A 16,038-nucleotide genomic window follows, 5' to 3' on the forward strand; every position below is an offset into this window, starting at 1 on the left:
GAAAAAGAATTTATCCTACAATTAGAATTTCAAGCAAGAGATGAACCTAATATGGTGCTTCGCATGCAAGAATATCATGCTATTTTACACAAAAAGTATCAAAAACCTATTATTCAAATTGTTTACTACTTAGGTGAAACGCCCAGCAATATGCGCTCTGCCCTTGCGCCTTCGGAAATTTTCACAGGCTTTCAATTAAAATCTTTTAGAGATTATTCCTACAAAGAATTTATCGAATCTAAAAATGCCGAAGAGGTGATTATGGCAGTTTTGGCGGATTTTGGAAAGGAAAAACAAGAGGAAGTAGTGAGTAAAATTTTATCTCGCCTTTCGCAACTAAAAAGCGATATTACTGCGTTAAATAAGTATGTCAAGCAGTTGCTTATTTTAGCGCGTCTGCGCAATAAACTTCCAAAAATCATTCAAAACCAATTAGGAAATATGGGAACGATAGGATACGACATTGAAAAAGATGACTTTTATTTGCAAGGTTTGGAAAAGGGCTTGCAAAAAGGCTTAGAGGAAGGCTTAGAGAAAGGTGAGTTAAGGGGTTTGGAAAAAGGCGAGCTAAAAGCCCGCCGTGAATTAGCAATTTCTTGCTTACAAGACGGGCTTTCTGTAGAGAAAACTGCTAAACTCACTAAACTATCCATCGAGGAAGTTCGCAAATTGAGTAAAGAATTGTAACCTCATTAGATGTATTTTATTTCGCCTTTCGCAACTAAAAACCGACCTTACTGCGTTAAATAAGTATGTCAAGCAGTTGCTTATTTTAGCGCGTTTGCGCAATAAACTTCCAAAAATCATTCAAAACCAATTAGGAAATATGGGAACGATAGGATACGACATTGAAAAAGATGACTTTTATTTGCAAGGTTTGGAAAAGGGCTTGCAAAAAGGCTTAGAGGAAGGCTTAGAGAAAGGTGAGTTAAGGGGTTTGGAAAAAGGCGAGCTAAAAGCCCGCCGTGAATTAGCAATTTCTTGCTTACAAGACGGGCTTTCTGTAGAGAAAACTGCTAAACTTACAAAACTATCCATCGAGGAGGTTCGAAAATTGGGTAAAGAATTGTAATTCTGTTAGGCGTTTTCGGCTGTTGTTTGTGCAGGATAATCAGTGGCAAAAACAATTTTGTGGCTTCAAAGGGCGTTTTTTGCTATTTTGCCGTACCTTGTAGCGCAAATCCAAGATTTGCCATGCTGATAGGGGTGCGGGCTTTACCGCTCCTATCATAGGCAGGATACATCAAATTCCAACACTTCTTTTTGAATGGTTTAAACAACAATAAACTTAAAAAATCATGAACGACCTACCTCCTACATACATAGTTGAGGCTGTTTGGTTTGAAGATGGAGCACCAGACCCTTTTACTCTTAGAAGTAAAATGGAAGAGCTATCAGGTATGCAGGTTATTTGTCAACAAGCTAAGTATAGTGAAAAAACATATTCTATCATAGAAAAATTACCAGAAGATTGGTTTAATCTTTTTTTTGAAAAAAATAAGATTGCGATAGAATTTATATCAAATCAAACTAAAAGTTATGCTTCAATAGTTTATTATAACAAAAATACAACAATAGATTTAAGGTATTTCAATCCAATGAAAATGGGTTACATGGAGGTCTTACTTTGGCGTGCGCTTGGTGCGCTTGGTGGAAAATTTTGTTATTTAGGAAAAATAAAAGACATTCATTATAGAGGTTTCCCTAAAAATTGGTTTTTACCTTATGAAGAGGCTAAAACAAAGCGACGTTTTTATTAGCTACCCCCCGTTGTGCGTAGTATTCCAATAACCAAAGAGTAAACTAAAAGTTAGGCTTAGTTCCCCCCCTTATTGTGCGTAGGTAGAAACAAATCGCGCCTACTTTTGAGGGAAAAGATAAAAAATGTTATATTGCCCTTTCTTTGTTGGGGAGTTCAATTTTGACTCGAAAATGAGGGTGGTTCAAGATTTTTAGGGTTTCACACCTAATGATTTTTTTGCTTGGGTACTATGGAAAAGGCGTTTTCTTTTGGTGGTAAAAAAAGAGCGGAGCAGCGTTTTTCTTCGCTTGGCTTGGTCGTTTTTGGCTTTTTGTGGCTTTTTTTCCAAATATTTGGCTGTTTTTTTATACAACTTTTGGCGCAGGAAAAAATACAAGAAAAGCGCGTCAGCCAATACATTTCTGATGGCTGGGATAGAAAAGACGGATTGCCCTCGAATACCTTGCAAAACGTCTATTGCAGCAAAGAAGGCTACCTTTGGATAGCTTCTTATGCAGGACTTACGCGCTTCGATGGCTTTCATTTCGAAACTTTTGACGGCAAAAATACGCCCCAAATTCAGACGACAGCCTTTTCGCGCTTCCTCGAACTGCCCGATAGCAGCCTTTGGGCAACCACTACGGGCGGCGGCGGCTTGGTGCGCTACCAAAAGGGCAAATTTGAAAGTTATAGCCAAAAAGCAGGTTTGCCTTCTGTAACGATAGACCCCCTAATTTTAGACGCAAGTGGGAAAAAAATATGGGTGGGAACGCGCGGAAAGGGCATTTTTCAATTCGACCTCACTACCAAACAATTTAAAGCCCTTGAAATAGAGCGGCTAAAAAGTAGTTTTGTATTTGATTTATATCAAGAAAAAAATGGCACACTTTGGATAGGAACGGAAGGCGAAGGTTTATTTCAATATTTTTCCGATGGCAGCCTCAAAAGAGTGGAAATAGAGCCGCAAGAGCCACTACTCAACGAAAAAGGGGTAGTGCATTTTATCTTTCAAGACAGAAAAAATAGGGTTTTTGTTAGTATTGATAACTACTTGTATGTCTATCAGAATCAGAAATTCCAACGCATTTCTCTTTTAGATGGCTATCCGCTTCTTTCTATCACCGAAGATAGCAAGGGCGACCTTTGGTTGGGTACGCCTTTTAGTCTTTTGCGTTTTGATTTTGAAAAAAACGAAATAGATGAACTTACAAAAACGCCACAACATCAACAGCTGCACATCAACGGGCTTACCTTTGATAGAGAAGGCAGTCTTTGGGCTGCTACCTACCGTTTCGGACTTTTGCGCCTTAGAGATGGCAATTTTACCAATTATACCCAACAAGAGGGGCTGGCTACCAATACCGTAAATTCTTTTTTCGAGTATGAAAAAGACAAACTTTTAGTCTGTTCAGACAACGGCAAAGTCAATTTGCTTGACGCAAAAAATCATCAAGTAAGCCTTCTCAATTTCAAAACCGACTTGGGAAAGGAGCGTATCCGTACTGCCATTCAAGACCAAAAGGGCAATTTTTGGATTGGCTCTTATGCAGGCTTGCTCAAAATCGAACCCAACGGAAAAGAAATTTTATACCACAAAAATAATCCCGACCCTAACCGTCGCCTTCTCGATAATCAGGTCAGAGCGGTAGTGGCACACCCAAACGGCGACCTTTGGATTGGCACGCGTTCAGGCGGCATAGAAATTTGGAAAACAGACGGCACAAAACTTTTTCTCAATAAAAACAATGGCAAACTGCCCTCGAATTTTGTCATGCACCTGCTCACTTTGAAAGATGGGCGCGTTTTGGTTTCCACCAACGACAACGGCATTGCCTTCTTTTCTGCCGAAGGCAAAATCCTACGTTTTATCTCCGAAAAGGAAGGTTTGGGCAATAATCTGGTTTTCAGTGCCACAGAAGACGCACAAAATCAAACATGGATTGCGACAAATGGTAAAATCTCTTGGCTTCGCCAAGATGGGCGCATTTTTAATTTCTCTCCCCAAAATGGTTTGCCTTTTCCCTACCCCTTAGATGTGAAATTTGACGAGCAGGGCGCACTTTGGGTCAGTTCTTCTATTGGTTTGGTCAGGATTGCTTATAGCGAATTGGAAGCGGTAGCTGATGGCAAGAAAGAAATGCTCGAAACACAGATTTTCGACCGCAGCGATGGCATGGTGAGTTCGGAATGTATCGGTGCAGTGCAGATGTATGAAACACAGGATAGGCGCATTTGGATACCCACAATGGGCGGCATTTCGGTCTTAAAGCCTACCGAAATTCAAAAAAATTTGGTCTTGCCGCCTGTTTATTTGCAAGCAGTACAGACCGACCAAACGAATTGGTATCCACAGGCAGACGGCAAAAAGTTGCTCACCTTAGACCAAAATTGGCAACGCCTCACCTTCCGTTTTGCTGCCCTTAGCTACATTGCACCCGAAAAAGTGCGCGTCCGTTATCAGCTCAAAGGTTATGACCAAGACTGGATTGAAGCCGAAAACCTGCGCCAAATTAGCTACACACGCCTCCCTGCGGGTAGGTACGAATTTCGCCTGATGGCAGCCAATAGCGACGGACTCTGGAATAGGCAGGGCGTGAGTTTTGCCTTTGTCATTCAGCCACGTTTTCACGAAACGACCTTATTCTACCTCCTTTCTTTTGTTTTTTTGGTAGGATTGATAACCCTATTTTACCGTTGGCGCATCAAAAAAGAGCAACAGCAAAAATTAGAACTGCAAGAACTTGTCTTGGAACGCACGCGCGAAATTCTCAACCAAAAAGAGGAGATAGATTTTCAGCGCGAAAGAGCCATTAAAGCCTATCAAAATATTCAGGTATTGAGTCAGATAGGGCAAAATATCACCGCTACGCTCGATATGAGTTCGATGACCCAAAAAGTCTATCAACTTGTCAATACCCTTTTGCCTGCCGAAGGGTTTGGGGTAGGTATCTATGTTGCAAGTCAAGACCATATAGAATTTCGCGGCTTTATCGAGGGTGGCTTGATACTGCCCACTCACGCCGAGCCATTGAGCGACAGCACTACATTGGCATACCGTTGTTTTGTAAAGGGCGAAGAAATTTGGTCGAATCAGGTGCGCCAAGATTTTGCCGACCTACTTGTAGAGCAGAAGTATAAAAATGGCATGGTAGGCAATTTGCCCGAATCACTCCTCTATATGCCCTTGAAGATGGAAAGCGAAATTTTAGGGGTCATTACCGTACAAAGTTTTCAGAAAGGGGCATACACCGAAACACACGTCGATATTTTGCGAAACTTAGCCTCTTATATTGCCATTGCGGTTGCTAATAGCAAATCGTATGAAATTATACGCGAAAAAAATACGCACATTACCGATAGTATTCGTTATGCCGAAAAGATACAACGCGCCATTTTGCCGCCCTTTGAGCGCGTCGCTCAACATTTTGGGGCAGCGGCTTTGCTTTTCCAGCCCAAAGACATTGTGTCTGGCGATTTCTTTTGGTTTCATAAGGTGCAGGAAAAAAACAAAGATTTTCACTTTTTAGCCGTCGTCGATTGCACAGGGCATGGCGTACCCGGTGCTTTTATGTCTTTGATTGGCAATATCCTACTCAATGAAATTGTCAAAGACTTGCAAATTCATGAGCCTGCCCAAATTTTGGAGGTATTAGATGCACAAATTAGGCAGGTCTTGCGACAGAAAGATTTTTCAGGACACGACGGCATGGATTTGATTTTGTGCCGCTTCCAGCAACTGCCGCAGCAAGATGGTGTAGAATTGGTCTATGCAGGTGCAAAACGCCCACTTCTTATTGCCTGCATACAAGAAGACGACCAGCAGCAGAAAAAGAGAAGCGTTCAGATAGCCAAGACAACGCGCCGCTCGATAGGGGGAAGTTTTAAAAGGCTGCAAGATTTCGAACAATACACACAAGTTTTATACAAAGGCGATAGACTTTTTCTCACCACAGACGGCTATACCGACCAAGCAAACCCACAAGGCGACAAAATCGGCACTAAACTCCTACTTACGCAATTAGAACAGACGCTTTTTCAGAGTTTAGATGAGCAATTTATGACCCTTAAACGGCTCTTAAACAATTTTTCCCAACAAGCCGAGCAGCGTGATGATATTACCCTTTTGGGAATTGAAGTATAGAAAAATTTTCAACATTCGGTGCGGGCAGGCAAGGTCAATGCGCCAGCAATGCTAAATTCTAAAAAGTAGGTGCAAATGTAGGGACAAGGCATTGCCTTGTCCGAAGTGAGATTGAAATAAAAAAGGATTTTCAGACCCAACAAATAGGGTTCAGTCCAAATTTTATTTCGTGTCAAATTTGACAAAACAAGATTTTTTACAGAACTTAACATTACTGCCCCAAAGGGAGGGTATCAAAACCAAATTTTATTTTGCTTCAAATTTAACAATACAAGACTTTGTACAAAACCTAACATAAATAGGCAACACCCCCTCGGCGTGGGTTTTTGTGGTTATTCCATCACAAACCGCAAAATTTCTTGGTTTGTGTAAAAAGTCGCTTGACTGCCTGCAAAATCGCCTTGTAGGTGATGCACCCAAATATTAACGGTATCTTCTATCTGCAAATCCCAATCTTGTAAGGTTTGTTTCAATTCTTGCTCTGAATAGATAACTTTACTCGTTAAATAATCATCTCCACGCACCCAATAAAGCGTTGCTTTTACGATACGCAAGTCTTCTATTTTTTCGCCCAAACTAAACCTGCTATAAGCGCGAACAGGAAAAGTACGAAATTCATCTAAGGGGATAAAAATAAAATCATCTATCATATTTTCTTCAAACATACGATAAGAATAATCATATTCGCCAACTTTGTAGGAAGTGGTGAGCAAAGGAAAATAAGTAGCCGAAAAATCTATACCTGCGTCGTGATAGAGCTTGCAATCTTGTTCTACTACCTTCAAGGACAAGTTTTGAGGATTTAGGTCGAGGCTAATTTCATAGCCTTTTGCCTCAAAACGGTTGTCGGATTCAAAATAATTGCCATCTTTTCCAACGGCAACCCCCAAATATTTGCCTGCTTTGCCAACAGCGGCGGCACTTACTTCGAAGATAAGTTTGAAGGTATTGCGCTCCTCTATCAAATTTTTCCAGACCAGCGTCTTGATAAGATTGGGTTCGCCATTTTGGTCGTAGCCTTTGTAAAGGAAAATCAGGGGGGCTTCGGCTTTAATAGGGCTATTTTCGCCTACTTTGCTTTGGGCTTTTAGAAAGAGTGTGGGCAGCGTTAGCATCATACAAAAGAGAAAAAAGGGTTTGACTTGCATAAAATTAGGGATAGAGCGCGTAAAAATGAGGCTTTTCGGTTTTGAGAAAAAGACAATCTAACCAAAAGGCGATATAAGTTTGTGAAACCGCTTTTCAAGGCAGCGAAAGATTTTTGTCTAACACAAAAGCCACTTTCTTGAAAAAGCATACACAAAATTTAAGCCCCCCTACACATAGGCGTACAAAAGTGAGAAGGCAGCTGCTTTTTTTGTGGAGTTTTTTTTAGGAAATTGAGAAAAAAAATCAACAAAACAGAAAAAATGTCGCACCCGACGCTTTTTTTTCGATTTTTACAATTTTTATGACAGCGTTTTTTTAGGTCAGAAAAATGCAATTTTCCTTTTTTTTTGTAAAAAAATTGACTTTTTGCCGTCTGCTTTTAAAATAAAATGCTCAAAAAATACGTTATCGTACTAAATCAGGGAATAAAAACTTGAAAAAGGGGTTTTCGTATGATTTTTTTGTTTAGGCGTAGCGAAAAAAAACCTCAACAAAAATTTGGAGTTTTGTGAAGCCTTTTCTATCTTTGTATTCAACAAAACACCTAAACCCCGAACTGCCATGACTGCATTAGAATTTGGATACGCACTGCACACCATAGCGCATAGCTTAAAGCCTTTTGCACTCAAACTCACCAAAGATGCAGAAGACGCAAACGATTTGCTACAAGAAACAGTATTAAAGGCTTTCATCAATCGCGACAAATTTTCGGAAGGGACAAATTTGAAGGCGTGGCTCTATACGATTATGAAAAATACGTTCATTACCAACTATCAGCGTATCTTGCGTAGAAACACGTTCATAGACACGACGGAAAACCTACACTACCTCAATTCGAGCGACCAAATCGCTCAAAATGGCGCGTATTCTACCTTCGCCCTACAAGACATCCACAGAGCCATCGAGCGTCTTGATGAAGCCTATAGCAAACCCTTTCTAATGCACTTTCGCGGTTTCAAATATCACGAAATTGCGGAGCGGCTCAATATTCCTATCGGGACGGTGAAAAATCGTATTCATATCGCACGCAAAGAACTCAAAGAGCAGCTACAAATGTATGTGCATTAACGGCACACTTTGTAGAGGCTTTTATAGGAAAAGCACCCAAAAGGTAAAACATTTTTCGCGCTTTTCAATTATAGCCTATAAACCGCTGGGCGGCATACTGCGCTCCCCCCCTCGCATTGCCGCTTGGTTTTTTCTCTAAACTTGCTTTTTTGCTTGTTTTTGTTCAACTTGTGCCTTCCTACCGCTTTTACGCCCAAACCAATCCTATCATGAGTAGTTTAGACCTTTACAACCTGACCACGCTCAAATGCAGCCGTCTGATAACGCAACATTATAGCACCTCTTTTACTTTGGGGATTCAGACCTTGCACAAGGATTTGCACTATCCCATCTACGCCATTTACGGCTTTGTGCGCTACGCCGACGAAATTGTCGATACTTTTCACAACTATCCGAAGGCTACCCTGTTGGCGCGTTTTAAAGAAGACACCTATCGTGCCATCGAAGAAGGCATCAGCACAAACCCTGTCCTGCATGCGTTTCAGTTGGTAGTTAGGCAGTATAGCATAGAAAACGAACTGATAGAGGCTTTTTTGCATAGCATGGAAATGGATTTGCACAAGCAAGATTACAACGAAAACAAGTATGCCGAATACATTTACGGCTCGGCAGAGGTAGTGGGGCTAATGTGCTTGCGTGTTTTTTGCCAGAACGACGACAATTTGTATCAAACGCTCAAAGAGCCTGCACGAAGTTTGGGCGCAGCCTTTCAAAAGGTCAATTTTTTACGCGACATGAAAAGCGACTACGAAGACCGCGGCAGAATCTATTTCCCGCACCTCAAACTCAAAAATTTTGATGCCGACTCGAAACGACAGATAGAAGCCGACATCCAAAAAGATTTTGATGATGCCTACAAGGGTATCATTCGCTTGCCCAAAAAAGCGCGTTTGGGCGTTTATTTGGCGTATGTTTATTACGTCAAACTTTTTCATAAAATCAAGCAAAGCTCTACCCACCAACTTTTGCAAGAGCGGATTCGCGTTCCCAATCGCTATAAAATGGTGCTTTTGGCGAAAAGTTATGTCAAGCACCAGCTCAATTATATGTAGGGGCGGGGCAAAATGCCGCTTGCGCCCTACTTTTTGCCTGTAAAAGGTTGTGTTTGAAGCCGATTTGAAAATAAAAATGTATTTTTGCTTGTCGTATTTATCTCAAACGGCTTTCTCCTTTCAAACACAAACCTAAAAATAACTGACCATGATGGACAAAATCAGGCAGAAAAGCAGGTACAACACTTTTCTCTACCCCCTTTTAGTTTCAGGTCTGATGACCTTCGGCACAGCACTCTCTTCCTGCCAACAGTCAGACAACAAACAAAACACTACCCAAACTCAAACCGATAGCATCACCACAGAGGCTATCCCTGACTTTGTGCGCGAACCCTACACACCCGAACAGTTTGCCGACCTGCGCATTTTGCAGTACGAGGTAGAGGGCTTCGATAAACTCTCTTTGAACGAAAAAAAATTGGTCTATTATCTGGTGCAGGCAGGGCTTTGCGGCAGAGATATGATTTATGACCAAAACTATAAACACAACCTTCGCATCAGAAAAGTATTAGAAGCCATTGTCAAGACTTATAGTGGCGACAAAAATAGTGAAGATTGGAATAAGTTTATGGTCTATGCCAAGCGCGTGTGGTTTTCGAATGGGATTCACCACCACTACGCCGAAAAGAAAATTCTACCTGATTTTTCAAAAGAATATTTCGCCGATTTGCTCAAAAATAGCGATTCTGCCAAATTGCCGCTTTCCGAAGGGCAAGATGTAGCAGGGCTTATCGAGATGCTCACGCCTATTGTTTTCGACCCTAAAATCGATGGCAAGCGCGTCAATAAAGCCGACGGTGTGGATTTAGTTGCAACTTCGGCTACTAATTTTTATAGCACCGACCTGACCCAAAAAGAGGTAGAAAGTTTCTACAAAAACTTTATAGACCCCAAAGATACGCGCCCTATTTCGCATGGGCTTAATTCGCTTTTGCTCAAAGGCACGCCGCCCGCAGGAGTCTTGGTTGGTTATGAAAAAGATGGCATTTATGAATTGCCTTACGCGATTGGAACGGCAGACAAAAAAGGCAAATATGCGGAGGCTCTTTCTAAAATGGTAGAATGGCTCAAAAAAGCCGCAGAAGTGGCTGAAAATCAGGAACAAAAGCGTGTCATCGAGCTTTTGATAGAATACTACCAAACGGGCGATTTGAAAAAATTTGACGAATACAGTATCGCTTGGACGGGTGTGGCAAACACAACGGTAGATTTTATCAACGGCTTTATTGAAGTCTATGGCGACCCCTTGGGCTACAAAGCAAGCTATGAATCAGTCATTTATATCGAAAATAAGGAGGCTTCGGCACGCATGAAAGTAATTTCGGAAAATGCACAGTTTTTCGAAGACAATTCGCCTATTTTGCCCGAACACAAGAAAAAAGAGGTCAAGGGGGTTTCTTATCGCGTCATTACCGTTGTGGGTGAGGCAGGCGATGCCGCTCCTTCTACGCCCATTGGTATCAATTTGCCTAACGCCAACTGGATTAGAAAAGAGCATGGCTCTAAGTCCGTTTCGCTCATGAACATCGAGGAGGCTTACGAAAAAGCCGCAGGCGAAGGCACTACGAACGAATTTTACCTCGACGAGGCAGTAAAAAGCCGCTTGAAGGCACATGGGGGGCTTTCGAGCAAGATGCACACCGCCCTGCACGAGGTTATCGGACACGCTTCGGGGCAAATTGAAGACGGCGTAGGCACTCCCAAAGAAACGCTCAAAAACTATGCTTCTACCTTAGAAGAGGCGCGTGCCGATTTGGTCGCCCTTTATTACATCTTAGACCCCAAAATGGTAGAGCTAAATCTTGTCCCTTCCGACGAAGTAGGCAAAGCCGAGTACGATTCTTACATCATGAACGGGCTAATGTTACAACTTCGCCGCTTAGAATTGGGCGAACATTTAGAAGAAGACCACATGCGCAATCGCCAATTAGTTGCCGCTTGGGTCTATGAAAAAGGCAAAGCCGATAAGGTCATTGAAAAGAAAGTAGTAGAAGGCAAAACCTACTTTGTGGTAAATGACTATGCCAAGTTGCGCGTCCTTTTTGGCGATTTATTGCGTGAAATTCAGCGCGTTATCTCCAAAGGCGATTTTGCGGCGGCTAAAAAGTTGGTAGAAACCTACGGCGTAAAAGTGGATAAGACCCTACACAAAGAAGTCTTAGACCGTTATGCAGCCTTCAACATTGCGCCTTATTCGGGCTTTATTCAGCCTACCTTAGTGCCTTTTGAAAAAGAGGGTCAAATCATCGACATCAAAATCAAATATGAAACTTCTTTTGCCGACCAAATGCTGGAATATGGCGAAAAATACGGTTTCCTGCCTTTTGAATAACATTTTCTAAACTAAACTGTTTTATAAACCTCCGTCGAGGGCTATTAGCCTTCGGCGACGGTTTTTTTTAAACGTGTATTTTTAGTGCTAAAAAACTATTCCACCAACTTTAAAAAATCGCTATCCTGCCAAAGCCATTCCAAATCTTTTTCTTCTTTCGCCCTCAAACGATATGTTTCAGGCTCGATAGCAAGAGCTTTTTCCAAATAAAAAAGCGTTTGAGATTTATTTTTTTCAAGGCTATAAAGGCAGGCTAAATTATAAAACCCCTGATGATAGTAAGGCTGATTTTCAACGGCTCTTTCAAAACAAAGACGCGCCTGCTCGTATTGCATAAGCGCGTAATAAGCGTTTCCCAAATTATTCCACGTCTGATAGTTATCAGATTTAATCTCTACTGCTTTTTGCAAATAAGAAATGGCAGTCTTAGGGTCTTGTAAGTTTAGATAGGCAAGCCCTAAATTGCTAAATGCTTGATGGTTATTCGCATCTATCTCAATCGCCCTCAAATATTGCGCTTTCGCTTCTTCGTATTTTCCCAAAAAAGCAAATGAATTGCCCATGTTCAGATAGGCTTCGGCTTCATTTTGGGGCTTAAATTCTACTTTTTGTTGCTGTTGAAACTGCTGCTCTGCATTTGCTTTCTGTGCGTTTCTTTGTTCCGACAAAAGATATTTACTTAACTCACGAAACTGCTCCTTGATGCCCGAAAAGTCCTGCTCATTTTCGGTTTGTTGGAAAACGATAGTTTCTTTGTAAGAAAGTTCTTTTACGTAATAAATATTTGTGTCATCTACAAAATCTTTTGAACTTTTTTGCAGCCCTTCTAAGGCTAAGGTCTTTTGGATATAGGGGTGAAATTCGCGGCTAAATCGCAAAATCCATTCGCTTGAATGGGTATCTTCACTCAAATCGAGGCGCGAAAGGATAGGAAAAATGTAGGGTTTGCGCAAAGGCTGCCCTTCGAGTTCTAAATCTAAATAAGGCGACTCACTAATTTTTTTACAAATATCGAGCGAACCATTCAAGTTTTGGTAGTTGGGAGCTGCAATGATGACATTGATGTCAGGAAATTGGATATTACAAATTCCTGAATAATCGTTGATACCCGTTCTGCTGTCTATAAAAATATAGTCATAGTCTAATTCTTTTAAACTTGTTTTAAGAAATTCTATATAAGCTGCACCATCTAAATTTTGGTAGAAATGTTGCCAAGCAAAATCATTTACTTTTTTTGTGAAATTTTCATCTTGTTTTCCTGCCGAAATCATATCCACTCTGCCCCCTTCTTCGCTGCGATAATGGGTAGGCACGATATAAGAAGCGTCAAAATACGGCATTTCATCTTGGGATAGTGGCTTTTCAGAACGGCGGATAAGTTTTACATAATCATCAAAAAGGTCAATCGTTCCTTTTACAATTTGCGATTTTTCTATGCCCAAATAAAAGTGCAATCCCGGTGCTTCCAAGTCCCAATCAATGAGCAAGACGCGCTTATGGCGTTGGAAACAGAGAAACGCTGCCACGTTGGATAGTAGCTGCGTGCGCCCTACGCCGCCTTTGTACGAGTAAAAAGTAATGATTTTTTTTCCGATAGTTCGAAGGTTCATATCCCTAATTGTTTTTTGTTAATGTTGGCATTTTGCAAAACCTTAGCTGCATCATTTGTGAAGGCGATATGGGCTTTTTCTTTTATCAGACCAAAACCAAAAATGATATTGCTCAATCGCCTATAAAAATCCTGCGCCGTCGGCAGTTCCAACTCGATATGTCCCAAAGAGAGTTCGAAATTTTCTGCTACCTCCTCACCAAGTAATTCAAATGTTTGGTTTCGCGCTTCTCTTAGGCGTTTTTGCAGAGCTTCTGAAAAATTGCTACAAATCGGAATCAGGCAGCCTCCCACTTTTCGCGCATCAAAACGGCTACAAACACGCTCATAGGTGGGCAATAATGCCAAAGCCAAACAATCTATAATGGCAATAAATTCGCTTTTGCTATCTTCCAAAGAAGCCAAAATCTTTTTGTTGGCTACCTCTATTACATAAATCTCTAAACTTATATTTGATTTTTTTTCAAAGTCTGTGATAAGTTCTGCAAAGGAAATGCCTCGTCCTTCTGCCGTTTGATAGACAATCCAATCTGAAACCAAAGCTCCGTAACGCGCCTTTATTTCGGCGGCTTCGGGCTGCTGTTGGAGTTGGGCTTCTATCGTCGCGCTATCTGTGCTAATCAAAAGCAATTTCACCGACTTAAAACTTTGGTGGCGCGTGCGATAATCGTCTATTTGCTTTTCTAAATCTTCTAAGTTTTTTTCGAGTTCAAATTTGGTAAGGGCATGGTTGGTCTTTGCCCATTCTTCTCTAAGAAAGGCTTGTTTTTCCAGAAGTATGTCTAAAACTTTTTTGCCTTCGCTTTCCATCTTTCAAACTTTTTGAACCGCCGTCGAGGACTATTAGCCTTCGGCGACGGTTTTTTCTACGTGTATTTTTAGTGCTAAAAAGCCTTTTTACAGACCAAAAGCCGCTTTGATTTTATCCACATAGTCTAATTTTTCCCAAGTGAAAAACTCGACTTCTTTTTCTTCTGTGCGGCGCGTTTCGATAAGCGCGTTGCCTTCTTGTTTCTTTTCGATGTAAGAAACCGTAACCTTGTCTTTGTAGCTTTCGCGCCCCATGTGTCCGTAGGCGGCTGTGGGCGAAAAGATAGGGTTGGTAAGTCCCAGACGCTCGATGATAGCGGCAGGGCGCATATCGAAAAGTCCATTTATTTTTTCGGCAATTTCACCATCAGAAAGGGCTACTTTGGCAGTGCCGTAGGTATTGACGTTGAGCGAAACAGGCTTGGCTACCCCAATCGCATAGGCAACCTGCACCAAAACCTCGTCTGCCAAACCTGCCGCTACCATATTTTTTGCAATATGGCGCGTCGCATAAGCGGCACTTCTATCTACTTTCGAGGAATCTTTGCCTGAAAAAGCTCCGCCCCCATGCGCACCCTTTCCTCCGTAGGTATCAACGATAATCTTGCGTCCTGTTAGTCCTGCATCGCCATGAGGTCCTCCGATAACAAATTTACCCGTAGGATTGATATGATAAATCGTATGCGCATCTAAAAGGTGGGCAGGAATTACACGTGGAATCAGGATAGCTTTGATGTCTTGTGCAATTTTTGCCTGCATAGCGGCTTCGGTATCAAAGTCATCATGCTGGGTAGAAACGACAATGGTATGAACGCGCGTGGGCTGATTCTGCTCGTTGTATTCTATCGTAACCTGTGCCTTAGCGTCGGGGCGCAAATAGGGCATCAAGTGCTTTTCTTCCTTTCTAATTTTTGCCAATTCTTTCAAAAGGCGATGCGAAAAAGCCAATGCCATGGGCATATATTCAGGCGTTTCCGCAGTAGCATAACCAAACATCATGCCTTGGTCGCCTGCGCCTTGCTCCTGCCCTTCGGCTCTATCCACGCCTTGTGCAATATCAGGGGATTGGCTATGCAACGTTACGACTACGCCACAAGATTCGGCATCAAAGCGATACTCGTCGCTGGTATAGCCTATGCGCTTAATGGTTTCACGTGCAATGTCGGCTACTTCTACATAAGCCTTCGTCGTAACCTCGCCTGCTACTACTGCCAAACCTGTTGTTACTAAGGTTTCACAAGCCACGCGCGATTTAGGGTCTTGCGCCAACATCGCATCTAAAACGGCATCGGAAATTTGGTCTGCTACTTTATCGGGATGTCCTTCCGAAACGGACTCTGAGGTGAAAAGATAAGCCATAAGTTAGGAAAGTGTGAAAATAAAGATAAGGTACGGATATTTTGCGGTTGCAAAGTTAGAAAAATAAGAACGATTGACAAATTTTGCTATTTTTTACCGAAGCCACCCTTCTAAGACACAACGTAAAAAGCCACAAAATAGGAGAAAAATGCAACCCTTTCAGACGCTTTTTTGTATTTTTGTTTAAAGCCCTCTCAAAACTTCTCAAAACATGAAATACATCACCGACATCAACGATTTAGACCTAAATGGCACTTACACTTACGCCGATTATCTTACATGGCGTTTCGAGCAAAGCGTCGAGCTTATCAAAGGGAAGATTTTTAAAATGTCGCCTGCGCCGAGTGTAAAACATCAGAGAGTATCAGGTAAATTATACGGTAATTTATTTGTTTTTTTGAAACATAGCGCTTGCGACCTCTTTTCTGCCCCTTTTGATGTGCGTCTTTTGGATAGGAAAAAATCTTTGAAGGCAAACAAGGACTTTTATACCGTAGTGCAGCCAGATATTTGTATAATTTGCGATAAAAGTAAATTAGATGAGCGCGGCTGCGTTGGTGCGCCCGATTTGATTATCGAAATCCTTTCGCCCGGCAATTCGAAAAAAGAAATGCGAACCAAATACGCCCTTTATGAAGAAAGTGGCGTAAAAGAATATTGGGTAGTGTTTCCTTCTGAACACGTTTTGCAGCAGTATGTTTTGAATGAAAACGAAAAATATGAGCTAAAAAGTAGTTTTGTAGAAGACGAAATTTTCAACGCCCACATTTTTCCCGA

At 41.6% G+C, this 16,038-nt stretch carries 13 protein-coding genes; 8 read left to right on the forward strand and 5 right to left on the reverse strand.

The annotated features are described in order from the left end of the window. The 4 genes from G500_RS26105 to G500_RS0120215 all read left to right on the forward strand — a co-directional run. A partial coding sequence (locus G500_RS26105; protein WP_027003854.1) for an RpnC/YadD family protein occupies positions 1–687 on the forward strand: 687 nt, incomplete at its 5' end. A gap of 139 nt (positions 688–826) precedes the next feature. After that, positions 827–1,072, forward strand: a complete 246-nt coding sequence (locus G500_RS0120200; RefSeq protein WP_161626172.1) for an RpnC/YadD family protein — start codon at positions 827–829, stop codon at positions 1,070–1,072. A 226-nt stretch (positions 1,073–1,298) separates the two neighbouring features. Beyond that, positions 1,299–1,760: a hypothetical protein gene (locus G500_RS0120210; RefSeq protein WP_027003856.1), complete on the forward strand. Its 462-nt coding sequence runs from the start codon at positions 1,299–1,301 to the stop codon at positions 1,758–1,760. A 231-nt stretch (positions 1,761–1,991) separates the two neighbouring features. After that, positions 1,992–5,882 (forward strand): two-component regulator propeller domain-containing protein, encoded by a 3,891-nt coding sequence (locus G500_RS0120215; RefSeq protein ID WP_027003857.1) that lies wholly within the window; start codon positions 1,992–1,994, stop codon positions 5,880–5,882. Positions 5,883–5,890: 8 nt separating this feature from the next. Here the strand turns inward: G500_RS0120215 and G500_RS0120220 are convergent, their stop codons facing one another. Next, positions 5,891–6,058 carry a hypothetical protein gene (locus tag G500_RS0120220; RefSeq protein ID WP_154657254.1) on the reverse strand — a complete coding sequence of 56 codons (168 nt, stop codon included), beginning with the start codon at positions 6,056–6,058 and terminating at the stop codon, positions 5,891–5,893. Between the two features lie 156 nt (positions 6,059–6,214). After that, positions 6,215–7,030, reverse strand: coding sequence for a hypothetical protein (locus tag G500_RS0120225; protein WP_027003859.1), 816 nt, complete (start codon positions 7,028–7,030; stop codon positions 6,215–6,217). Between the two features lie 562 nt (positions 7,031–7,592). On the opposite strand from G500_RS0120225, the gene G500_RS0120240 reads away from it, so the two are divergent. The 3 genes from G500_RS0120240 to G500_RS0120255 all read left to right on the forward strand — a co-directional run bounded on the left by G500_RS0120240 (position 7,593) and on the right by G500_RS0120255 (position 11,483). Beyond that, the gene (locus tag G500_RS0120240; protein WP_027003860.1) at positions 7,593–8,099 is read left to right on the forward strand and encodes an RNA polymerase sigma factor; all 507 of its coding nucleotides are present in this window, start codon (positions 7,593–7,595) and stop codon (positions 8,097–8,099) included. A 209-nt stretch (positions 8,100–8,308) separates the two neighbouring features. Then, entirely contained in the window at positions 8,309–9,151 is an 843-nt protein-coding gene (locus tag G500_RS0120250; RefSeq protein WP_027003861.1) for a phytoene/squalene synthase family protein, read from the forward strand. A gap of 148 nt (positions 9,152–9,299) precedes the next feature. After that, positions 9,300–11,483: a dipeptidyl-peptidase 3 family protein gene (locus tag G500_RS0120255; protein ID WP_245574514.1), complete on the forward strand. Its 2,184-nt coding sequence runs from the start codon at positions 9,300–9,302 to the stop codon at positions 11,481–11,483. 95 nt (positions 11,484–11,578) lie between these two features. On the opposite strand, the gene G500_RS0120260 is transcribed toward G500_RS0120255, so the two are convergent. From G500_RS0120260 to metK, 3 genes are all read right to left on the reverse strand, one after another. Beyond that, complete coding sequence (locus tag G500_RS0120260; RefSeq protein WP_027003863.1) at positions 11,579–13,093, reverse strand: KGGVGR-motif variant AAA ATPase; 1,515 nt, start codon at positions 13,091–13,093, stop codon at positions 11,579–11,581. Further along, on the reverse strand, positions 13,090–13,902 hold the full coding sequence (locus G500_RS0120265; RefSeq protein ID WP_027003864.1) for a hypothetical protein: 813 nt from the start codon (positions 13,900–13,902) through the stop codon (positions 13,090–13,092). The genes G500_RS0120260 and G500_RS0120265 overlap by 4 nt, the downstream gene beginning before the upstream one ends. 87 nt (positions 13,903–13,989) lie before the next feature. Further along, positions 13,990–15,261, reverse strand: a complete 1,272-nt coding sequence (metK, locus tag G500_RS0120270; RefSeq protein ID WP_027003865.1) for a methionine adenosyltransferase — start codon at positions 15,259–15,261, stop codon at positions 13,990–13,992. Between the two features lie 211 nt (positions 15,262–15,472). Here metK and G500_RS24435 point away from each other — a divergent pair. Further along, positions 15,473–16,038 (forward strand): Uma2 family endonuclease (locus G500_RS24435; RefSeq protein ID WP_035758320.1); only part of this gene is annotated, 566 nt, incomplete at its 3' end.

It is taken from the genome of Hugenholtzia roseola DSM 9546 (assembly GCF_000422585.1).
Taxonomy (GTDB): Bacteria; Bacteroidota; Bacteroidia; order Cytophagales; family Bernardetiaceae; genus Hugenholtzia; species Hugenholtzia roseola.